The organism is Pseudorhodobacter turbinis, assembly GCF_005234135.1.
GTDB classification, from domain to species: domain Bacteria; phylum Pseudomonadota; class Alphaproteobacteria; order Rhodobacterales; family Rhodobacteraceae; genus Pseudorhodobacter; species Pseudorhodobacter turbinis.
The window spans coordinates 786,977-808,197 of sequence record NZ_CP039964.1; the positions used below are offsets into that span (position 1 = coordinate 786,977).

At 58.8% G+C, this 21,221-nt stretch carries 22 protein-coding genes and 1 tRNA gene; 17 read left to right on the plus strand and 6 right to left on the minus strand.

The window, feature by feature from the left end; all coding sequences use genetic code 11:
• Positions 1-60: 60 nt before the first annotated feature.
• Genes EOK75_RS03670 through lysM form a run of 6 tightly spaced genes read left to right on the plus strand, consistent with a single transcriptional unit; the run spans position 61 to position 5,485 of the window.
• Complete coding sequence (locus EOK75_RS03670; protein ID WP_137192632.1) at positions 61-1,152, plus strand: M24 family metallopeptidase; 1,092 nt, start codon at positions 61-63, stop codon at positions 1,150-1,152.
• The gene (locus tag EOK75_RS03675; protein WP_137192633.1) at positions 1,152-2,159 is read left to right on the plus strand and encodes an ABC transporter permease subunit; all 1,008 of its coding nucleotides are present in this window, start codon (positions 1,152-1,154) and stop codon (positions 2,157-2,159) included. The genes EOK75_RS03670 and EOK75_RS03675 overlap by 1 nt, the downstream gene beginning before the upstream one ends.
• Positions 2,159-3,061: an ABC transporter permease subunit gene (locus EOK75_RS03680; protein WP_137192634.1), complete on the plus strand. Its 903-nt coding sequence runs from the start codon at positions 2,159-2,161 to the stop codon at positions 3,059-3,061. The genes EOK75_RS03675 and EOK75_RS03680 overlap by 1 nt, the downstream gene beginning before the upstream one ends.
• Positions 3,062-3,064: 3 nt before the next feature.
• Positions 3,065-4,042, plus strand: a complete 978-nt coding sequence (locus EOK75_RS03685; RefSeq protein ID WP_137192635.1) for an ABC transporter ATP-binding protein — start codon at positions 3,065-3,067, stop codon at positions 4,040-4,042.
• Complete coding sequence (locus tag EOK75_RS03690; protein WP_137192636.1) at positions 4,039-5,037, plus strand: ABC transporter ATP-binding protein; 999 nt, start codon at positions 4,039-4,041, stop codon at positions 5,035-5,037. Before EOK75_RS03685 ends, EOK75_RS03690 begins: the two co-directional genes overlap by 4 nt.
• 37 nt (positions 5,038-5,074) lie before the next feature.
• Positions 5,075-5,485 (plus strand): peptidoglycan-binding protein LysM, encoded by a 411-nt coding sequence (gene lysM, locus EOK75_RS03695; RefSeq protein ID WP_137192637.1) that lies wholly within the window; start codon positions 5,075-5,077, stop codon positions 5,483-5,485.
• A 135-nt stretch (positions 5,486-5,620) separates the two neighbouring features.
• Here the strand turns inward: lysM and EOK75_RS03700 are convergent, their stop codons facing one another.
• From EOK75_RS03700 to pdxH, 5 genes are all read right to left on the minus strand, one after another.
• Positions 5,621-6,166, minus strand: coding sequence for a YaeQ family protein (locus tag EOK75_RS03700; protein ID WP_137192638.1), 546 nt, complete (start codon positions 6,164-6,166; stop codon positions 5,621-5,623).
• Between the two features lie 336 nt (positions 6,167-6,502).
• Positions 6,503-6,579 (minus strand) — tRNA-Pro (locus tag EOK75_RS03705).
• 75 nt (positions 6,580-6,654) lie between these two features.
• Positions 6,655-7,131 (minus strand): DUF192 domain-containing protein, encoded by a 477-nt coding sequence (locus tag EOK75_RS03710; RefSeq protein WP_168199137.1) that lies wholly within the window; start codon positions 7,129-7,131, stop codon positions 6,655-6,657.
• Positions 7,128-7,664 (minus strand): cold-shock protein, encoded by a 537-nt coding sequence (locus tag EOK75_RS03715; RefSeq protein ID WP_137192639.1) that lies wholly within the window; start codon positions 7,662-7,664, stop codon positions 7,128-7,130. Before EOK75_RS03715 ends, EOK75_RS03710 begins: the two co-directional genes overlap by 4 nt.
• A gap of 119 nt (positions 7,665-7,783) precedes the next feature.
• Positions 7,784-8,386, minus strand: a complete 603-nt coding sequence (pdxH, locus tag EOK75_RS03720; RefSeq protein ID WP_137192640.1) for a pyridoxamine 5'-phosphate oxidase — start codon at positions 8,384-8,386, stop codon at positions 7,784-7,786.
• 156 nt (positions 8,387-8,542) lie between these two features.
• Between pdxH and fabI the strand changes: the two genes are divergently transcribed.
• The 6 genes from fabI to trpE all read left to right on the plus strand — a co-directional run bounded on the left by fabI (position 8,543) and on the right by trpE (position 15,243).
• Positions 8,543-9,373, plus strand: a complete 831-nt coding sequence (fabI, locus tag EOK75_RS03725; RefSeq protein ID WP_137192641.1) for an enoyl-ACP reductase FabI — start codon at positions 8,543-8,545, stop codon at positions 9,371-9,373.
• Complete coding sequence (locus EOK75_RS03730) at positions 9,370-9,975, plus strand: LysE family translocator (RefSeq protein ID WP_137192642.1); 606 nt, start codon at positions 9,370-9,372, stop codon at positions 9,973-9,975. The genes fabI and EOK75_RS03730 overlap by 4 nt, the downstream gene beginning before the upstream one ends.
• A 90-nt stretch (positions 9,976-10,065) precedes the next feature.
• Positions 10,066-10,569 (plus strand): xanthine phosphoribosyltransferase, encoded by a 504-nt coding sequence (gene gpt, locus EOK75_RS03735; protein ID WP_137192643.1) that lies wholly within the window; start codon positions 10,066-10,068, stop codon positions 10,567-10,569.
• A 33-nt stretch (positions 10,570-10,602) separates the two neighbouring features.
• Complete coding sequence (locus EOK75_RS03740) at positions 10,603-11,781, plus strand: aminotransferase (RefSeq protein ID WP_137192644.1); 1,179 nt, start codon at positions 10,603-10,605, stop codon at positions 11,779-11,781.
• A gap of 81 nt (positions 11,782-11,862) precedes the next feature.
• Positions 11,863-13,725, plus strand: coding sequence for a SurA N-terminal domain-containing protein (locus tag EOK75_RS03745; protein WP_137192645.1), 1,863 nt, complete (start codon positions 11,863-11,865; stop codon positions 13,723-13,725).
• A gap of 9 nt (positions 13,726-13,734) precedes the next feature.
• Positions 13,735-15,243 carry an anthranilate synthase component I gene (gene trpE, locus EOK75_RS03750; protein ID WP_137192646.1) on the plus strand — a complete coding sequence of 503 codons (1,509 nt, stop codon included), beginning with the start codon at positions 13,735-13,737 and terminating at the stop codon, positions 15,241-15,243.
• Positions 15,244-15,283: 40 nt separating this feature from the next.
• On the opposite strand, the gene EOK75_RS03755 is transcribed toward trpE, so the two are convergent.
• On the minus strand, positions 15,284-16,591 hold the full coding sequence (locus EOK75_RS03755; RefSeq protein WP_137192647.1) for a divergent polysaccharide deacetylase family protein: 1,308 nt from the start codon (positions 16,589-16,591) through the stop codon (positions 15,284-15,286).
• Positions 16,592-17,110: 519 nt separating this feature from the next.
• Between EOK75_RS03755 and EOK75_RS03760 the strand changes: the two genes are divergently transcribed.
• From EOK75_RS03760 to EOK75_RS03780, 5 genes are read left to right on the plus strand one after another with little or no spacing between them, the layout of a single operon-like run.
• Positions 17,111-17,692 carry an anthranilate synthase component II gene (locus tag EOK75_RS03760; protein WP_137194268.1) on the plus strand — a complete coding sequence of 194 codons (582 nt, stop codon included), beginning with the start codon at positions 17,111-17,113 and terminating at the stop codon, positions 17,690-17,692.
• Entirely contained in the window at positions 17,689-18,708 is a 1,020-nt protein-coding gene (gene trpD, locus EOK75_RS03765; protein WP_137192648.1) for an anthranilate phosphoribosyltransferase, read from the plus strand. Before EOK75_RS03760 ends, trpD begins: the two co-directional genes overlap by 4 nt.
• Positions 18,709-18,727: 19 nt before the next feature.
• The gene (gene trpC / locus EOK75_RS03770) at positions 18,728-19,540 is read left to right on the plus strand and encodes an indole-3-glycerol phosphate synthase TrpC (RefSeq protein WP_137192649.1); all 813 of its coding nucleotides are present in this window, start codon (positions 18,728-18,730) and stop codon (positions 19,538-19,540) included.
• Positions 19,540-20,019: a cyclic pyranopterin monophosphate synthase MoaC gene (moaC, locus tag EOK75_RS03775; protein WP_137192650.1), complete on the plus strand. Its 480-nt coding sequence runs from the start codon at positions 19,540-19,542 to the stop codon at positions 20,017-20,019. The genes trpC and moaC overlap by 1 nt, the downstream gene beginning before the upstream one ends.
• On the plus strand, positions 20,016-21,194 hold the full coding sequence (locus EOK75_RS03780; protein ID WP_137192651.1) for a molybdopterin molybdotransferase MoeA: 1,179 nt from the start codon (positions 20,016-20,018) through the stop codon (positions 21,192-21,194). The genes moaC and EOK75_RS03780 overlap by 4 nt, the downstream gene beginning before the upstream one ends.
• Positions 21,195-21,221 lie beyond the last annotated feature (27 nt).

Sequence of the window (21,221 nt, forward strand, 5' to 3'; positions counted from 1 at the left end):
GATGGGGGCCAAACGGCCCCCTCCCACCCCCTGAGCCCTTTGCCAAGGTAAGAAAACACCATGACCGACCGCTATGCCGAACACCGTGCGATTGCGCGCGACTTGGGCGTTGATGCCATTGCCCTCGTCCCCGGCAGCAACTTTGAACGTTTGTATAACGCCAGTTTCGGCAGCCATGAGCGGCCAATGGTCATCATCATCCCCGTGATCGGCGCGCCGGTGGCTTTGGTCCCGAACCTTGAACTGCTGTCTTTTGAGGCGCTTGGCTTTGAGGGCGCTGTTTTTGACTGGCGCGACCAGACCGGATATAGCGATGCTTTTGCGGCCATGGCCGCACATCTGCCACTGACCTCCCTTGCGGTTGAAGGTCAGGTGATGCGGGTGTTTGTGCATCATGCGTTGGCTACGGCCTATCCCGGCCTGCGGATTTTGGACGCCGAGGCGCAAATTTCCGGCCTGCGTTTGCGCAAAACCCCTGATGAGATTTCCGCCCTCACCGCTGCAATCCGATTGTCTGAGGCCGCTCTTGCCGAAACCATCGCCGAAGTGAAACCCGGCATGACCGAACGGCAGGTTGAAAGCCTGCTCGTGGCCGCGCTCTTTCGCAACGGGGCTGATGGGCTTTCCTTTGGGCCGATCGTGGCTGCGGGCGGCAATGCGGCGATGCCCCATGCCCATGCCCGCGATGTGGCGATTGCGCCCGGCGATGCCCTGCTGATCGATTTCGGTGGGCGCAAGGACGGGTTTACCGCCGATATTACCCGCACCTTCTTTATCGGCCATGCCGATGACCGCGCGCATCAGGTTTATGATACCGTCTTGCGTGCCAATATGGCGGGACATGCGGTGACACGCGCGGGCGTGACCGCGCACCTGATCGATGATGCCGTAACGTCGGTGCTTGAGGCCTCGGCCTTTGCCGATTATATCCGCACCAAAACCGGCCACGGGCTGGGCCGCGATGTGCATGAGGCGCCCTATATCATGCGAGGCAACCATGAGGTTCTGGCCGCCGGAACCGTTTTTACCAACGAGCCGGGGCTTTATATCCCGAATGAAATCGGAGTTCGGATAGAGGATGATATTTTGGTAACTGATGGAGGTGCCCTTTCCCTGACCGAATTCCCCAAAGACCTAACGGTGATAAGCTGATGCTCAAATATCTTGCTTCACGGCTGCTGACGTTCCTTCCCACGTTCATCGGCGTCACATTAATCTCCTTTGCCTTTATCCGCATGTTGCCGGGCGATCCGATCACCGTCATGGCGGGTGAGCGCGGGGTATCGCCCGAACGCTATCAGGAATTGATGGTGCAGCTGGGTTTTGACCAGCCGATTTATGTGCAGTATTTCGAATACCTCAAGGGGATTGTGCAAGGTGATCTTGGCACGTCCTTTGTGACCAAAAAGCCGGTCTGGGATGAATTTTTCACCCTGTTCCCCGCCACGTTCGAGCTGTCGATCTGTGCTATGATCTTTGCGGTCGGGCTTGGCCTGCCAGCGGGGGTAATTGCCGCCGTGAACCGCGGCAAGTTCTTTGACCGCGCGTTGATGTCCACGGCGTTGATCGGCTATTCGATGCCCATCTTTTGGTGGGCGCTTTTGCTGATTATCGTGGTTTCGGGCTGGTTGGGGCTGACCCCTGTTTCGGGCCGGATCAGCCTGATGTTCTATTTCCCCGACACGACCGGCTTTATGCTGATCGACAGCCTGCTTTCGGGGCAAAAGGGCGCGTTTTCATCGGCCGTTAGCCATCTGGTTTTGCCGACAATCGTGCTGGGGACCATCCCGCTGGCGGTGATCGCGCGGCAAACCCGCTCCGCGATGCTGGAAGTGCTGTCCGAAGATTACATCCGCACCGCCCGTGCCAAGGGGCTTTCGCCTTTCGGGATCAACGGTATCCACGCACTGCGCAACGCCCTTATTCCCGTCATCACCGTGATCGGCCTTTCGGTCGGCACCCTGCTGGCCGGTGCGATCCTGACCGAGACGATCTTTAGCTGGCCGGGCATCGGCAAATGGATGGTCGACAGCATCTTCCGCCGCGATTACCCCGTGGTGCAAGGCGGCCTTTTGCTAATCGCCGTGATGGTGATGATCGTCAACCTGACCGTGGATATGCTTTACGGTTTCATCAACCCCAAGATCAGGAAACGCTGATGGCCGATATTATCCAACAAGATCCTGACATGCAGGCACGCCCCGGCAGGCTGACCGAGTTCTGGCATTACTTCCGCGAAAACCGCGGCGCTGTTTTCGGGCTTTGGGTCTTTGCCATATTCGTGGCGGTGGCCATTCTGGCCGATGTGATCGCCCCCTATGATCCGACCGAGCAATTCCGCCAGCACCTTTTGCAACCACCCTTCTGGCAAGAAGGTGGCACGACGGCCTTCCTTTTGGGCACCGATGCCGTGGGGCGCGATATGCTGTCGCGGCTTCTGCACGGCGCGCGCTATTCCTTTTACGTGGGGATTGTCGTGGTGGCTGTTGCAGCCTCGGGCGGGATTTTGGTCGGGCTGATCGCGGGGTTTGCGCCCAAGTGGTTGGATACGATCATCATGCGGGTGATGGATATCATTCTGGCCTTTCCGTCCTTGCTTTTGGCCTTGGTTTTGGTTGCCATTCTGGGGCCAAGCCTGACCAATGCGATGATCGCCATCGCCATTGTTTTGCAGCCCCATTACGTGCGTCTGACGCGGGCCAGCGTGATGTCGGAGCTGTCTAAGGATTATGTCACCGCCTCGCGGACCACCGGCGCTGGTCTTGCGCGGTTGATGTTCATCACCGTGCTGCCCAACTGCATGTCTCCGATCATCGTTCAAGGCGCCTTGTCGTTCTCCACCGCCATTCTGGATGCGGCGGCATTGGGCTTTCTTGGTATGGGCGCACAGCCACCAACGCCGGAATGGGGCACCATGCTGGCCGAGGCACGTGAGTTTATCTTGCGCGCGTGGTGGGTTGTCACTTTCCCCGGTCTTGCGATTCTGGTCACCGTGCTGGCGATCAATTTGATGGGGGACGGTTTGCGCGACGCCCTCGACCCCAAGCTGAAGCGGAGCTGAGCCATGGCCCTTTTGGAAATTCGCAACCTTTGCGTTGATTTCACCACCGCATCGGGGGCCTTTCGGGCCGTGGATGCGGTTGATGTCTCGGTCGATAAGGGAGAGGTTCTGGCCATTGTTGGCGAAAGCGGGTCGGGCAAATCGGTGTCGATGCTGGCGCTAATGGGGCTTTTGCCTTGGACCGCGAACATCACCGCCGATGTGATGGAATTTGAGGGCCGCGACCTGCGCACCCTGCCCCCCAAGGCGCGGCGCAAGATCGTTGGCAAAGAGATCGCCATGATCTTTCAAGAGCCGATGTCATCGCTTAACCCCTGTTTCACCGTTGGCTTCCAGATCAAAGAAGCCCTGCGCCTGCATATGAAGATGGACCGCGCCACCCGCCACCGCCGCGCGATCGAGCTGATGGAGATGGTGGGCATCCCTGCCCCCGAAACGCGCCTCAACACTTTTCCGCACCAGATGTCGGGCGGCATGAACCAGCGCGTGATGATCGCGATGTCGATTGCCTGCAACCCAAAACTCTTGATCGCGGATGAGCCGACAACGGCGCTGGACGTGACCATTCAGGCGCAGATCCTCGACCTGCTGACAGGGTTGCAGCGCGATACCGGCATGGGGCTGATCTTGATCACCCATGATATGGGCGTGGTTGCCGAAAACGCTGAACGCGTCTCGGTGCAATATGCAGGCCAAAAGGTTGAGGACCAGCCGGTCTATGACCTCTTTGCGCGCCCGCATCACCCCTATACCGCCGCCCTGCTGGCCGCCCTGCCGGAACGGGCAACCTCCAAGCTGCTGCCGACCATTCCGGGCGTGGTGCCGGGCCAGTTCGACCGCCCCAAAGGCTGCCTGTTCTCACCCCGTTGCGCCCTTGCCGATGATCGCTGCCGCAGCACACCACCCGTGCCATGTGGCCCCGAACTGGGCCTCGCGCGCTGCCATTACCCCTTGAACGCAACCGAGGAGGTCAAGGCATGAGCGACACCCCCGTAGTCATCGCCAAAAACCTAAGCCGCCATTACGAGGTCGGCGGCGGTATGTTCCGTAAACCCCAAATCGTGCGCGCCTTGTCCGAGGCAAGCTTTACCCTGCTTCCTGGCAAAACCCTTGCCGTTGTGGGCGAAAGCGGCTGTGGCAAATCCACCCTCGCGCGGCTTATCACCCTGATCGAGGAACCCACCGGCGGGCATTTCGAGCTTGCCGGACAGGCGGCCACCAAGGAAAACTGGGCCAGCCTGCGCACCGATGTGCAGATCGTGTTCCAAGACCCCTATGGCTCGCTTAACCCGCGCCAGAAGATCGGTGCCATTCTCGAAGAGCCGCTCAAGATCAACCGCCCCGAAATGAGCGCCGCCGAGCGCACTGCCAAAGCGCGCGATATGCTGCGCCTCGTCGGGTTGCGCCCCGAGCATTTTGAGCGTTATCCGCATATGTTTTCCGGCGGCCAGCGCCAGCGAATCGCGGTCGCCCGTGCGCTGATGCTGGACCCCAAGGTGCTGGTGCTGGATGAACCCGTTTCCGCGCTTGATCTGTCGATCCAAAGCCAGATCCTGAACCTGCTGACCGAATTGCAAGAGCGGATGGGCCTTGCCTATCTGTTCATCAGCCATGACCTATCGGTCGTCAAACATATGGCCGACGATGTGATCGTGATGTATCTGGGCCGCCCTGTCGAGACCGGCTCCAAGGAAGAGGTCTTCGCAGAACCGCGCCACCCCTACACCAAGGCGCTGCTGTCAGCGACCCCTGTGGCCGAGCCGGGCCTGGAAAAGCAACGCATCAAGCTGGTAGGGGAGCTGCCATCGCCGATGAACGTCCCGCCGGGCTGCGCCTTTGCGCCGCGCTGCTGGAAGGCGCAGGACCGCTGTCATGTAGATCGCCCGCTTTTGGACGGTGCAACGCATCGGACAGCCTGCTTCTTCCCGGAAGGTACGGCAGCCCCCTCTCCGGCGGCGCCAAAGCCTGCGAACTGAACAGACGCTATAGAAAACTTGTAAAAGGAGATACCAAGTGGGACTTTTTAATTTCTGGAAGACTTCCGGCAAGAAGGTTGCAGATGAGCCGACGGCGGATTCGCTCAAGAAAGAAGTCGCCGATCTTGGTCTTGATGCCAAAGGGCTCGACATTTCGATCGTGGGCGACAAGGTCAAAATCAAAGGCGATGCGGTTTCAAAAGAGATCCGTGAGAAAGTCATTCTGGCCGTCGGCAACGTCGCGGGCGTCGCCGAGGTAGAGGATGACGCTGCCGATGAGGCTGTGTTCCACACCGTCGAAGCCGGTGACACCCTCTCTGCAGTCGCCAAGAAAACACTTGGTAACGCGAACCGCTACACCGAGATTTTTGAGGCCAACAAGCCGATGCTAAGCCATCCCGACAAAATCTATCCCGGTCAAGTTCTGCGCATCCCACAGGGCGACTGATCTTGCCTGCTGCCCGAATTGATATGCCGGGCTGCACATAAAATCCCCCGCCACTATTGGGTGGCGGGGCCGAATTTCGGGCGACACAAGGCGTGCTATGACGGCAATGGACCGGTCAACGCCCAACGGCCATTTCTACTCAACATCTTTCAATTTGACCGGCGCAACATAGACTATGCTCTCATCAACGCTGAGCATTACTTCGCCGTCTTGAATGTTAACCTGTAGCTTCATTGAGCGACTTGCCAGCTTCCCCAGATCACCCGTGTCCTGTGCCGAGAGATTAACAACCTGAAGGTTGTCAAAGCGGGTGGTGCTATTCTTGATCTTCTCCCACCACACCTCGGCCGTCCTGCCGCCGTAACAATAAACAATCACCTTGCTGGCTTTGCCGCAGGATTGGCGCACAACCTTCTCGCTCGGCAGCCCTAACGCCACCCATAACTCCAGATCGCCGCTTAGGCTTTTCTGCCAGATGTCGGGTTCGTCATCTGTTGAAAGCCCCTTGGTCATCTCCAACTGCTCATGCGCATTCAGTGCAAAAGCGAGAATACGCACCATTAACCGCTCATCCGTCTCAGACGGGTGTTTGGCAACAGTCAGTTTATGGACCTCATAGTAATGACGATCCATATCGGAGACAGAGAGTTCAATTTTATAAATGGTGGCTTTTTGCGCCATGATTGGTCCCGAAATAGCGAAGATTGGAATCTTCAGTTATGGATGGGCTGCAATAGCGACCCAAGCTGAAACGTGACTATGGGACAGACATTACCCCGTGGCCGGTAGCCCCCGTCACGGCACACGCAGACATACCGAAAATGCATGCCAGGGCTCTTTGATATTGAACCAAGCCTTGGGTGCTGGAACATGCCGGTAGCCGGTTTGGCGGCTATAGCATTCTATCTGCATGAAAAATACGGGTTGAACAAAGAAAGATGCATATTCTCTGCTGCCAACAATTAAGCCTAATGTCCCGCAGGACCGATGTTGTGATGATATTTTTTGTTGATGAAGTGGTCGGGGCGATAGGATTCGAACCTACGACCTACGGTACCCAAAACCGTCGCGCTACCAGGCTGCGCTACGCCCCGACCTTTTCAGTGTTCAATTCATTACTTCATCGAACATGTGGGCTTACTACAGAAAGGTTTTGGGATTGAAAAGCCCTATTGCGCATCACAAGCCCATGAAGCTGAATTTTGTTTAAATCCCGGGTGCCGAAGTACCGCACCAGCCTTAATATTCAGGCGTTTAGCCAGCCCACCGTTGATTTCAAGAACAGCCAGAACGCCTTTTCCCCCGTCGATTCCCGTCTCGTCATGCGGAATCGCGTTGGCATGGACATGGCGAACAACGCCCGTCGCATCAGCAAAAATCATATCCAGCGGAATCAGTGTGTTTTTCATCCAGAAAACGGCACGCTGCGGACGTTCGTACAAAAACAGCATGCCCGAAGATTTCGGCATCTTTTCGCGAAACATCAGGCCTTTGCTGCGCGATGCCGCGTCATCGGCAACTTCAACGTTGAAACGCACAAAGCCGCCGTCAGTCAGGCGGATATCAACCTGACTGGCAGCGCATTGCGCGAGGCCTGCGGCCGGCACGCCGCAGGTAAGCATAAAGCAAAGCAGAAACCGTTTCATTTCGACGTACGCAGAGCGGAATCCCACGCGAGGACTTGCGCGGCCATCCGGCCCCGTTTGCCATCAACGATACGCAGGCCAATTGCCTCCCCCGCGGTCAGATCCGCAAAGCCTGAGGTCCGCAACACTTCGACATGCACGAAAACATCCTCGGACCGACCAAAAACATTGGCAAAGCCAAAACCCTTACCCTTATCGAACCATTTCACCCGTGCAGGCTCTAGTGGACAGGCCGCAATAACTTCGGCGCTAACCACCTCGTCATCGCCCGCCATCAAGAACCCCGCCCCTTCGGGAGGAACAATAGACAGCACCTCTACGGCTTGGACGCCGCGCTGCGTTCTTTGCACCGTGACAGTAATATCTGCCCCATCCGCGACCGTACTTTGGCCAAAGTTTCTTAACACATTTGCATGTAATAGAACATCGGTCTCCATCTCCTCCGAGAGGATAAACCCAAATCCCTTAACCGGATCAAACCATTTCACTCGACCGTGCAAAACCGGCAACGGCATTTCTTCATCATCATTCATGACAGAGCTTTTTCCCCAGATTGAGCCCTAAATTTTAGTTGTTCTCATGGAACATTCGTCTAAATGTTTACGGACAATCCTGCGCTAACGCGCGAAACAGATCCTGAACATTTCGCATTTTACGGATTCAACCGCTCAATACTCCAAGAATCATTTCTACCTGCACGTGTCCAGCGAAAACGGTCATGCAGGCGAAAGGAACCATCGGCCCAGAACTCTATTTCTGTTGGAACGATTCGAATCCCCCCCCAAAAGGGTGGCCTGGAAGGGTTTGCGCCAAGTTTTGCCGTAATTTTAACCACATCGGCCATTAAAGAGGCACGCGACGACAAGGGCTGCGACTGTGCCGAGGCCCATGCACCGATTCGGCTTTTAAGCGAGCGGGATGAATAATACTCATCCGCAACGGTACCATCTACGCGCTCGGTCACACCGCGCACGCGGATCTGGCGGCGCAGCGATTTCCAGTGCAAGACAAAAGCTGCTTTGCCCGCCGCCTCTATCTGCTCGCCTTTGCGACTTTGGTAGTTTGTGTAGAAAACAAAGGCGTCTTCCTCGATATCCTTAAGCAAAACCATACGAACATCGGGCAAGCCACCGGCATCCACAGTTGCCAAAGCAATGGCATTGGGGTCATTCGGCTCGGTTGCTTCGGCCTCAGTCAGCCATGATCGGGCCAAAGCAAAGGGATCATTCCCTGCAAAAATTCCGCCCCGATCCATGCCAGCCCCCATTTTACCATTAACTATAAGGACTAACCTAGCTTACCATACGGCAAGGGCAAGCCCTGCAATGCCCGCAAAGGCACCACGAGGCTTGATGCCGCAATCGCTATCGCTTAAACCAACGCTCTATTGTTCGCAAAAACGGGGTATTTCATGGCTGGACTTTTGGCAGGCAAGCGCGGGCTAATCATGGGGCTTGCCAATGACAAGTCCATCGCTTGGGGCATTGCAAAGGCATGCGCCGAACAAGGCGCCGAGCTGGCCTTTTCATATCAGGGCGAGCAGTTGAAGAAACGGGTTGGCCCGTTGGCAGCATCGGTCGGCTCTACCGAGCTGATCGAATGCGATGTGACGGATGAAGCCTCGCTTGATGCGCTATTTGCGCGGATCAAAGATATCTGGGAAACGGTTGATTTCGTTGTCCATGCCATCGGCTTTTCGGACAAGAACGAACTGCGCGGCCGCTACGTCGACACCGGACGTGAGAATTTCGCGATGTCGATGGATGTCTCGGTGTATTCCTTTACGGCCGTGTGCCGCCGCGCCGCAGCCATCATGAAACCGGGCGGCAGCCTGTTGACACTGACCTATTACGGCGCCGAAAAAGTGATGCCACACTACAATGTCATGGGCCTGTGCAAGGCCGCGCTGGAGGCGTCGGTGAAATATATCGCCGAGGATCTGGGCAAGGACGGTATACGCTGCAACGCGATTTCTGCCGGTCCGATCAAGACGCTTGCCGCCAGCGGTATCGGCGATTTCCGCTACATCATGCGCTGGAATGAGCTGAACTCCCCGCTGCGCCGCAATGTGACGCAAGAGGAAGTGGGCAAAGCCGCGATTTATCTGCTCTCCGATCTTGGATCCGGCACCACGGGTGAGAACCTGCATGTCGATGCGGGCTATCATGTGGTGGGCATGAAGGCGGTTGATGCGCCCGACATCGACGTGGTCACGGCCAAAGCCCAAAAAGGCGCTGAGTGACACCAGAGCCGTTTCTGGCCCTGATTGCAGTACTTACCCCGGCGATCCTTTCGCCGGGGCCAGCCATTATTGCGGCAACGCAAATGGCCCTGGCACAAGGGCGTGAAAAAGCGCTTCCCTACGGGCTTGGCCTTGCCTTTGGGGCCTCTCTTTGGTGCCTGTTTGCGCTGTTGGGCATGGCGGCTGTGTTCAAGCTTTATCCACCCTTGTTTCAGGCCGCAAAAATCGGTGGCGGGCTTTATCTGCTTTATATGGCGGTGGGGCTGTGGCGCGGGGCGCGTGCCCCCCTTCCCGAGGCCGCCAAGCGGCGTTTTGGCAGCGGGTTTATGGGCGGGATCATCCTGAACCTGTCAAACCCCAAGCCCGCGCTATTCTATTCCGCCGTTATCCTAAGCATTTTCCCCGACCCGCAAGGCGGCACGATGCTGGCGGCCATCTATGCAACCGCACTTGCGACAGAGCTGACTTTATACGCCACAGTCACCCTTGCCATGTCGACCAACGCCATGCGCAAACGTTATTTTTCCGCAAAATTCTGGATTGATACAATCGCTGCCTTCGCTATGGCCGGGCTTGGGGTCATGCTCGTCCTTAACCTTTAGGCCGCATTTGCGCATCTTTTTCTTTCGCGGCGGGCCCGCAGGTTATATGACCCTTGCATAACCAGTGCCCAACGCCAAAGAGGACTCGCCATGACAGACCGTTTGCCCCATGAAAAAGGCTTCCATATCTCTTGGGACCAAATGCACCGCGATGCACGCGCACTGGCGTGGCGGCTGGATGGAAAAGGGCCCGACGATGGCGCTTGGAAGGCCGTGGTTGGCATCACCCGTGGCGGTATGGTGCCCGCTATGATCGTGGCGCGGGAACTTGATATCCGGGTTGTCGATACGATCTCGGTCAAAAGCTATAACCATCAGGACCGCGCCGAGGCCAAAGTTATCAAGGCCCCGCAAGAAGATATCATGGGCGATGGCACCGGCATTTTGATCGTGGATGATCTGGTCGATACCGGCAAAACGCTTGAACTGGTCCGCCAGCTTTACCCCAATGCGCATTTCGCCACCGTCTATGCCAAGCCGCTTGGCCGTGCGATGGTTGAAACCTTCATCACCGAGGTTTCGCAAGATACGTGGATCTTCTTTCCTTGGGATATGGCCTTGCAATATGTTCAGCCCTACCGCGGCGTGGAATAAACGCACCGCCCCTTGATACGCAGGAGCCATTTCATGACCAAGCCGCTTAACCCCGCGATGGCAACCACCGGCACGCCCCCCGTGATGGAGGCGCGCAGCTGGCTGGATGGCGTGCAGTTTCCGGCTGATCGCCCGTTGATCAATGTGTCGCAGGCAGCGCCCGTGGATCTGCCGCCCCTCGCGCTGCGCCAAGCCATTGCCGAAGCCGCGATCAACGATCCGGCGGCCCATCTTTATGGTCCCGTGCTGGGTATGGCCGCCCTGCGGGCCGAGATCGCACAGCAATGGTCGGCGTCCTACGCCGGTGCCATCCGCGACAGGCAGGTGGCGATCACCCAAGGCTGCAATCAGGCCTATTGCGCCGTCATGGCCACGCTTGCCGCCAAAGGGGATGAGGTTATCTTGCCAACCCCTTGGTATTTCAACCATAAAATGTGGCTTGACATGCAAGGCGTGCGCTGCGTGCCGCTGACAGTCGGGCCGGGGCTTGTGCCAAGCGCACAAGATGCCGCCAAGCTGATCACCCCGAAAACCCGCGCGATTGTCTTGGTCAGCCCCAATAATCCAGGCGGTGCAGAATACCCGGCCAGCACCCTGCGCGCATTCATGGAGCTGGCCCGCGCCCATGGGATCGCATTGGTGGTCGATGAAACCTACCGCGATTTCGACAGCCGCTCCGGCGCGCCGCATGATCTTTTCACCGATCCCGACTGGGCCGACACGCTGATCCATCTTTACAGTTTTTCCAAAGCTTACCGGCTGACAGGCCACCGCGTTGGCGCCATCGTGGCCAGTGAAAAACGTCTAGCGCAGGTCGAGAAATTCCTCGATACGGTTGCCATTTGCCCGAACCAACTTGGCCAGATCGCAGCCCTTTGGGGGATGCGGAACCTTAGCGATTGGGTCGCGGGCGAGCGGCTTGAAATACTCTCGCGTCGCGCCGCGATGATCGAAGGGTTCAAAACCCTGACCGATTGGAAGCTGCTCGGTTGCGGGGCCTATTTCGCCTATGTCGAACATCCCTATGCCCTGCCCTCGGATCAACTGGCCAAGACCTTGGTCACAGAGGCTGCATTGCTGACGTTGCCGGGCACAATGTTCAAGCCCGCGAATGATCTTTCCGCCAAGCGCGAGCTGCGGATCGCCTTTGCCAATGTTGACGCGGATGGCATTGCAGAGCTGTTCAAACGTCTTCAGCACCTCAACCTTTAGTGACGGTGGCGCGCGCACATCTTGCCCCCGCGCCCCGAACCCCATAGACACGACAAAACCCCCGTTTCACGAGGCAGACCCATGGCAAACCCGACCGACGATACCCCCCGCAAAAAAGGCAAAGGCACCAGCGTTGTTGTCTGGATCCTGATGGGCATGCTTGTCCTCGGCTTGGGCGGCTTTGGCATCACCAACTTTGGTGGCGACATCAACGCGATCGGCAAGGTCGGGGATCGGGACATCAGCATCGGCGATTATGAACGTGGCCTACAACAAGAGGTGAACGCGCTGTCGGCCCAATTCGGCACCCGCATCACTTTGCAGCAGGCCCAAAGCTTTGGCATCGACCAGCAGGTCCGCCAGCAGCTTGTGAATGCTGCGGCCCTGGATAATGAAACCGCACGCATCGGCCTTTCGGTTGGCGACGAACGCATCGTGCAAGAGATCACCAACGCCAGTGTGTTTCGTGGCCCCTCGGGGACCTTCGACCGTGACACCTACCGTTTCACCTTGCAAAATGTTGGCCTGACCGAGGCGCAATATGAAACCAAGATGCGCGAAGATCTGGCCCGCGCCTTGCTGCAAGGGGCAGTCATGGGTGGCTTTGCAGCGCCTGCCGTGCTGACCGACACGCTTTACGCCCAAATCTCGGAACGTCGTGAACTCAAGCTGCTGCGCCTGACCTCTGCCGATCTGGCAGCGGCGCCCGCTGCACCGACGGACGAGGAAATCAAAGCGCATTACGACGCCAATATCGCCGAATTCACCAAGCCGGAGGCGCGCCGCATCACCTATGCCGCCCTTTTGCCCGAAGACATCGCAGACCAGATGCCGCTGGATGATGCCATACTGCAAAAACTTTATGACGACCGTATCGTAGAATTCGTGCAGCCCGAACGCCGCCTTGTCGAACGGCTGGTGTTCCCAAACGAAGAGGCCGCTCAGACCGCCAAAGCCGCATTGGATGAAGGCACCCCATTCGAGACATTGGTCGAACAGCGCGGTGTGACCCTTTCGGACATCGATCTTGGCGATAAATCCGAGGAAGAACTGGGTGAGGCTGGCGCTGCAATTTTCGCGCTAGAGGCCCCAGGCGTCGTTGGCCCGTTCAATTCCGACCTTGGTCCTGCGCTGTTTCGCATGAACGCCACCCTTGCCGCGCAAAACGTCACCTTTGAAGAGGCACGCCCCGATCTGGCAGCCGAGCTTGCCGCCGATGCGGCCCGCCGCGCAATCGATGATCTGGTCGAGGATATCGACGACCGTCTGGCCAGTGGTGCCACGCTCGAGGACCTTGCCGCTGAAACCGATTTGACCTTGGGCCAGATTGATTTCAACGAACACTCAAGCGAGGCGATGGCCGGCTACCCGACCTTCCGCACCGCCGCAACCGAAGCTGCCGAAGGTGACTTCCCCGAAGCCGTGCAGCTTGAAGATGGCGGCGTCTTCGCCCTGCGTCTGGATGCAATCATCCCCCCAACCCCGATTCCGTTGGAAGAGGCCCGCGAGGCCGTGATCGAAAGCTGGACCGCGCAAACAACGGCGCAAGATCTGGCAGCGATGGCCAATGACATCAAAGCCAAGGTAGATCAGGGCGAGGCCTTGGGCGGATTCGGGATCACCGAAGTGATCCCCAATCTGACCCGCTCCACCGCGCTAGAGGATACACCCGCCTCCCTGCTCAGCACCGTTTTCAAAATGGAAGAAGGCGAAGCCAGCGTCATCGAGGATGGCAGCTTCATCGCCGTAGCCCAGCTTGAAAGCATCATCCCCGGCCCGACAAGCGGTGCGGATGCAGAGGCGCTTAAATCCGCGATTGCCGCACAGGCAGAGCAAGCCGTGGCCCAGGATGCCTTCACGCTGTTCACCAATTCGCTGACACAAGATGCCGGCATCACGCTGGACAATGCGGTGATCAATGCCGTTCACGCCCGCTTCCAATAAGGTCTGCGCATGACAAATCTGACACCTGATTTCGCCGAATTTGAAAAGGGCTGGGCCGAGGGGCGCAATCAGGTCGTCTCGGCCCGTATCGCGGCCGATCTTGATACGCCTGTGTCGCTGATGCTCAAGCTCGGTGAGGCGCGCAGCGATACCTTCATGCTGGAAAGTGTGACGGGGGGCGAAATTAGGGGCCGCTATTCGGTGGTGGGTCAGAAGCCCGATTTGATCTGGCGCTGTCGTGGCGAGGCGGTTGAGATAAACCGCGAAGCCCGCTTTGACCCCGACGCATTTCAGGCCGATCCGACCCCGCCATTGGACAGCCTGCGCGCCCTGATCGCGGAAAGCGCGATTGATATGCCCAATGACCTTCCGGCCATCGCCGCCGGGCTTTTCGGCTATCTCGGCTATGACATGATCCGGCTGGTGGAACATTTGCCGAATGTGAACCCCGACCCGCTTGGCTTGCCCGATGCGGTGCTTATGCGCCCCTCGGTCGTGGCGGTGCTGGACGGCGTCAAGGGAGAGGTGACCGTGGTCGCCCCCGCATGGGCCAGTTCCGGTCTTTCGGCGCGCGCGGCCTATGCCCAAGCTGCCGAGCGGGTGATGGATGCGCTGCGCGATCTGGAACGCGCGCCCCATGCCGATCGCGATTTCGGCCAAGCCGCCACTGTCGGGGAACCTGTTTCCAACTTCACCCATGAGGGCTATCTGCAAGCCGTTGAAAAAGCCAAGGACTACATCCGCGCCGGTGACATCTTTCAGGTCGTCCCCTCGCAACGCTGGGCCCAGCGGTTTGAGGCGCCGCCTTTCGCGCTCTATCGTTCCTTGCGCCGTACCAACCCCTCTCCCTTCATGTTCTTCTTTAACTTCGGCGGGTTTCAGGTGATCGGTGCCAGCCCGGAAATCCTTGTGCGCCTGCGCGACGGTGAGGTGACAGTCCGCCCCATCGCAGGCACCCGCAAACGCGGCCAAACCCCCGAGGAAGACCGCGCCAATGAGGTCGATCTGCTGAGTGACCAAAAGGAGCTGGCAGAGCATCTGATGCTGCTGGACCTTGGCCGCAACGATGTGGGGCGCGTGGCCAAAATCGGCACGGTGCGCCCGACCGAGGAATTCATCATCGAACGCTACAGCCATGTCATGCACATCGTCTCAAACGTGGTGGGCCAGATCGCCGAGGGTGAGGATGCACTATCGGCGCTGCTTGCCGGTCTGCCTGCTGGTACGGTTTCCGGCGCGCCCAAAGTTCGCGCGATGGAGATCATTGACGAGCTGGAGCCTGAAAAGCGCGGCGTTTACGGCGGCGGGGTCGGCTATTTCGCAGCCAACGGCGAGATGGATTTCTGTATCGCGCTGCGCACGGCTGTGCTGAAGGATGAGCAGCTTTATATTCAGGCCGGTGGCGGCGTTGTCTATGACAGCGACCCGCAATCCGAATATGAGGAAACCGTCAATAAATCCAACGCCTTGCGCAAAGCGGCTGAGGATGCAGGCCTATTCTCGGGCGGTAACCGCTAACCTTCTTGCTTGAAAAAAGGGGGCCTTTGCCCCCTTCGCCCTAGCGCGCCATCATAACAGCCGAAGACGGCGCGATGGTGACCATGGAGGCCCGCCCCTCTTCGGCCCATTCCAAAAGGGCGGCAATGGTTTCGGGCCGCGTTTTACCAGCAACAACCACACGCCCGTCTTGGGCGGCCTTAAAAGCCGCACGGTCAAGGTAACGACGAATTTTCGGCGCGCCCTCGTTCTCGCCATCAAGGCTGCGGAAGATAACAGCGCTGCGCATCCCCTCACGCTGTGCAATCTGGCTGGCGGCATTCAGCCCCCTGTCCCAAGAAATCACGCCAAGCCCATGGTCACGCACCAATGCAAGCACTTGGGTGGCAAGGATGCGATCCCCTTGAAAGCCGCCTTGTTCCAGATCGACGATGCCAACCGCCTCGGGCAATGCCGCCGTCGTCGTCTCCATGCTGACCGCCAGATCAGAGGCTGTCGCCCCCTCTGGGATCCCTGCGCCAAGCATCAGCACTTCTTTGCCATTGGCACGGTAAATCTGTGCGGCACTTGCGGCATCCGGCAAAGTTGGATCGATCACAAAGGAAACGGGGAAAGGCAGTGCGGCCAATGCCTCACGGTCAACGTCGGCCCCGCCGGTATCACGCAGCAAGATGGAAAACAGCGGCTTTTGGGAAGGGTTTTCGAAACTGGCCGCAAAACGCTCCACAGCTGGTAGCGCATTCACCTCAGCGGCGGTGATCTCGGGAACCGCAGCGACCTGATCATCATCCCCGACGGTGGGCAAGCGCCCTATTTTCACACCTGCAACATCACCACCAAACCCCGTCGAGGGGCGCACCACCGGCGTAGGGGCTGCGGCCTCTTGCGATGTTGGCACCATTTCCGGCTCGGCCGGTTGCATTGGCTCTGCCGCGACAGCGGAATTCGTCGCCTCCGCTACAGGTTCAGGGGGGACATCCGATGTTGGAGCCGCGTCATCCGTGCGGCTTTGGGCCAAGGTTGCCGCGTCTGCTGCCACATTTGGGGCCGCGCCGTCGACGGTCGGCGCTGATGGCGCATCCATCCCCACCTGCGCATCGGGCAAGGACGGGGCGTTGCTTTCCACCTCTGGTGCGATGGGGTTTGGGGTCGGCACTGGTGTAACATCGCTACCTGCAACCTCTTGTGCAGGGGCTTCAGGGACCACGGGCAATACCACGGCGGGTTTCGGTGCATCCGCCTCAATCGTCAGCATCTGTTCTGTATCCTGCGGCGCAGGCAGAAAATCCGTGAACTGCGATACCGCGACAAGGCCAAGCCCCGCAACCACGACACCGCAACCAGCCCCTATGAAAAAACCACGGCTCACCCGTCTTCCTCCTGCCTTCGCAACACAACGCCCAAATCCGCAAAGAGAACGTTTCCCTTTTCGTAACTATGCGCTTTGGCCACCTATACCGCGAGATGGTGGCAGGTTCACCCCCAAACCGACACGCAGATCAATAGGCCGGAAAATTAGTTCTCCGCAGCAACGCACACCCCTGACATGCGCAAAAAAGGTCAACAGCGGCTCAATAGGTCAAAGCAATTGCAAGCCCCGCTCATCCATTTAAAATAGACATTTCCGCATATGCTACCCCACGGGCCCGTAAGAAACGGACAGACGGGCAATACCTGCACCTGACAGCCGTTGGCACTTGGCGAATCGCGGTTAATGGGGTGGCCTTTCCCACAGTTTACACCGCTCGCCGGATCGGCGATAAGAGGCCATAGAGCTTCGGTCATTTGGGCTGGCTTGCAGGGATATACCGGAGAAACCGGATATTTGTGCCGGTATCACCCCGATACAAAAGCCAGAAGCACACCAAAAGAAACGGTTGTGACTGCTATGCTGCTACTGATCGATAATTATGACAGCTTCACCTATAACCTGGTGCATTATCTGGGCGAATTGGGTGCCGATGTAAAAGTTGTGCGCAATGATGCGATGGATGTGCAGGCAGCACTGGACCTTGGCCCGGAAATGATAGTGCTATCGCCCGGGCCAAAGGCACCTGCGCAGGCCGGGATTTGTTTGCCAATCACCCATGCCGCAGCAAAGGCGGGTATTCCCCTCTTGGGCGTCTGTCTTGGCCATCAAACCATTGGTGAGGCATTCGGCGGCAAGGTCGTGCGCTGCCATGATATTGTGCATGGTAAGATGGGGGCGATGCATCACAATGATGCGGGCGTCTTTGCAGGCCTGCCAAGCCCCTTTAACGCCACACGCTATCATTCGCTGATCGTGGACCGTGACAGCCTGCCCGATTGTCTGGATGTAACAGCATGGCTTGAGGACGGGACCATCATGGGCCTGCGCCATAAAACCCTGCCCATCGAGGGCGTACAATTCCACCCTGAAAGCATCGCGTCGGAACATGGCCACCAATTGTTGCGCAATTTTCTGGAACAGGCGAAGGTCCCCGCATGAGTGAACGCCTCAAACCCCTGATCAACGCCGCCTGTGACCGCCCCTTAACCCGGGCCGAGGCCGAAACCGCCTTTACCGCCCTGTTTGAGGGCGATGCTACACCCGCGCAGATGGGCGGCTTTCTGATGGCCCTGCGCACACGCGGCGAAACCGTCGATGAGATCGCCGCCGCCGCTTTTGTGATGCGCGCCAAGTGCAATCCGGTGACGGCCCCTGCGGGGGCGATGGATATTGTTGGCACCGGCGGGGATGGCAAAGGCACGCTGAATATCTCTACCGCGACGGCCTTTGTTGTGGCGGGCGCGGGCGTTGTAGTCGCGAAACACGGCAACCGGAACCTTTCGTCAAAATCCGGCGCCGCCGATGCGATGACAGAACTGGGCCTGAACGTGATGGTCGGCCCGGATGTCGTTGAAACCTGCCTTTCGGAGGCAGGTATCGGCTTTATGATGGCCCCGATGCACCACCCCGCCACCCGCCATGTGGCCCCTGTACGGTTAGAGCTGGGGACACGCACGCTGTTCAACATCCTCGGCCCGCTGACCAACCCTGCCGGTGTGAAAATGCAGCTGACAGGTGCCTATGATGCCGGGCTGTTGCGGCCAATGGCCGAGGTGTTGCAATCGCTTGGCTCTACCTCTGCTTGGTTGGTGCATGGCGGCGACGGCACGGATGAGCTGTCCATCGCAGAACCTTCACACGTGGCAGCGCTGAAAGACGGTGGCATCACAGAATTCGTGGTTCATGCCGAAGATGCTGGCCTGCCCACCCATCCGTTTGAAGCGATTATGGGCGGAAGCCCTGCGCAAAATGCCAAGGCACTTTTGGCGTTGTTGAACGGCGAAACCGGCGCCTACCGCGATGCGGTCGTGCTCAACTCTGCGGCGGCATTGGTCGTGGCGGGCAAGGCGACCGACCTTAAAGCAGGGGTTGAAATGGCCCGCGAAAGCATCGACAGCGGGGCCGCCCTCGCGCGGCTGAAAGCCATTGCCCGCATCACCTCTGCCGTCCCTTGAACCGAAAGACGCCCCTGATATGAGCACGATTTTAGAACGGATCAAAACCTACAAGCTGGAGGAGGTTGCCACGCGCAAAGCCGCCCTTCCCCTTGCCGAGGTCCAAGCCCGCGCCAATGCCGCCCCCGCCCCCCGCGGCTTTATGAAGGCGCTGATGGCGGCCTCCCAGAACGGTTATGGTTTGATCGCCGAGATTAAAAAGGCCAGTCCCTCCAAAGGGTTGATCCGCGAGGATTTTGACCCCGAGGCCCTTGCCTGCGCCTATGAGGCGGGCGGTGCCACCTGCCTTTCGGTCCTGACCGATACGCCCTCTTTCCAAGGGGCCGATGCCTTTTTGACCGCCGCCCATGACGCGACCAAGCTGCCCTGTCTGCGCAAGGATTTCATGTATGATCCCTATCAGGTCGTGGAGGCGCGCGCGCTTTCGGCCGATTGCATTTTGATCATCATGGCCTCGGTGTCGGATGCACAGGCACAAGAGCTGGAAGCCGCCGCCTTTGAGCTGGGCATGGATGCCTTGATCGAGGTGCATGACGCCGCAGAGCTGGAACGCGCAGAACTGTTGAAATCCAAACTTTTCGGCATCAACAACCGCAATCTGCACAGCTTTGACCTTGATCTGCAAACCACGCGGGACCTTGCCCGGCGGGTGCCTGTGGACCGGATGATCATCTCTGAATCCGGCCTTTACACCCCCGCGGATCTTGCCGACGTCGCCCGCTTTGGCGCGCGCTGCTTCTTGATCGGTGAAAGCCTGATGCGTCAGGATGACGTGGAGGCCGCGACCCGCGCGCTCTTGGCCCACCCCTACACGGCACCGGGGAGGATGTAATGTCCGGGCTTTCGCATTTCGATGCCTCTGGCCACGCCCATATGGTCGATGTTTCCGAAAAACCCGTGACATCGCGCATCGCAATCGCCCGCAGCGCGATCAAGATGGCACCGGAAACCTATGCGATGATCACCGATGGCCGCGCCTCCAAAGGCGATGTCTTGGGTGTGGCGCGTCTGGCCGGGATTATGGCGGCGAAAAAGACATCCGATCTGATCCCGCTGTGTCATCCGCTGCCGCTGACCAAGGTTACGATCGATCTTACGCCCGACCCCGATTTGCCCGGCATCATCATTGAGGCCACCGTAAAAACCGGCGGCCAAACGGGCGTAGAGATGGAGGCCCTTACGGCCGCATCCATTGCCGCACTTACCGTCTATGACATGGTGAAAGCTGTTGATAAGGCCATGGAAATCACCTCTACCAAGCTGATCCTGAAAGAGGGCGGCAAATCCGGCCGCTATGAGGCTGCAAAGTGATCTCGGTTGATGAGGCGCTGGCCCTGTCGCTGGGTCTGGTGCGGCCGCTGGAGGCTGAAACCCTGCCATTGGCCCAAGCGGCGGGGCGCTACATGGTTCAGCCCGCCACCGCGCGCCGCGATCAGCCGCCCTTTGCCGCATCCGCGATGGACGGCTATGCCATTCGCGGCCCCGCCCTCCCCGCTGCGCAATTTGATGTGGTGGGGGAGGCCAGCGCCGGCCATGCATGGGCAGGCACGCTGACGAACGGCCAAGCGCTGCGCATCTTCACTGGCGCGCCGGTTCCTGCGGGTGCCGATCAAGTGGTGATCCAGGAAAATGTAACACGTGACGGCGACCGCATCACCTTGGGTTCCGACCTTGGCACCGGCCGCAACATCCGCCCCCAAGGCGCTGATTTCAAAGCGGGTGACAGCCTGTCTGCCCGTCTGCTGCGCGCCACCGATCTGGCGCTTCTGGCCTCAATGAATGTGGCCGCGGTCTGCGTGACGCGCCGCCCCGTCGTCGCCATCATCGCCACCGGAGATGAGCTGGTGATGCCCGGAGAGACGCCCCGCCCCGATCAGATCATCGCCTCCAACAGCTTTGCCTTGGCGGCGATGGCGCAGCATGCCGGTGCGATCACCCGCATGCTGCCAATCGCCCGCGATACCGAGGCCAGCCTTCACGCTGTGTTCGCCCTAGCCCAAGACGCCGATCTGATCGTGACCATTGGCGGTGCGTCAGTCGGAGATCACGATCTGGTTGGCAAGGTCGCCGCCGATCTGGGGATGAAGCGCGCGTTTTACAAAATCGCGATGCGTCCGGGCAAGCCGCTTATGGCCGGAATGCTCAACGGCACCCCAATGCTCGGCCTTCCGGGTAATCCGATATCTTCAGTGGTTTGCGGGCATTTGTTCATGATGCCTATGATCCGCGCGATGCAAGGCATGCCCGCACCCACACCGATTTTGCAACACGCCAGATTAACTGCGCCCTTGGACGCCAACGGCAACCGTGCCCATTATATGCGGGCAGAGGTGCAGCACGGCCCGCAAGGCCCTGAGATCCGCAGCTTGGACAATCAGGATTCCGCGCTGTTGACGGTATTATCCGCCGCGAACGCCCTTTTGCTGCGCCCCATCGGGGATGGCCCGCGCGCGATTGGCGAAATGGTCGAATACCTCGCGATCTAAGCAAAACGCTTGACACAAAGCAAGAAC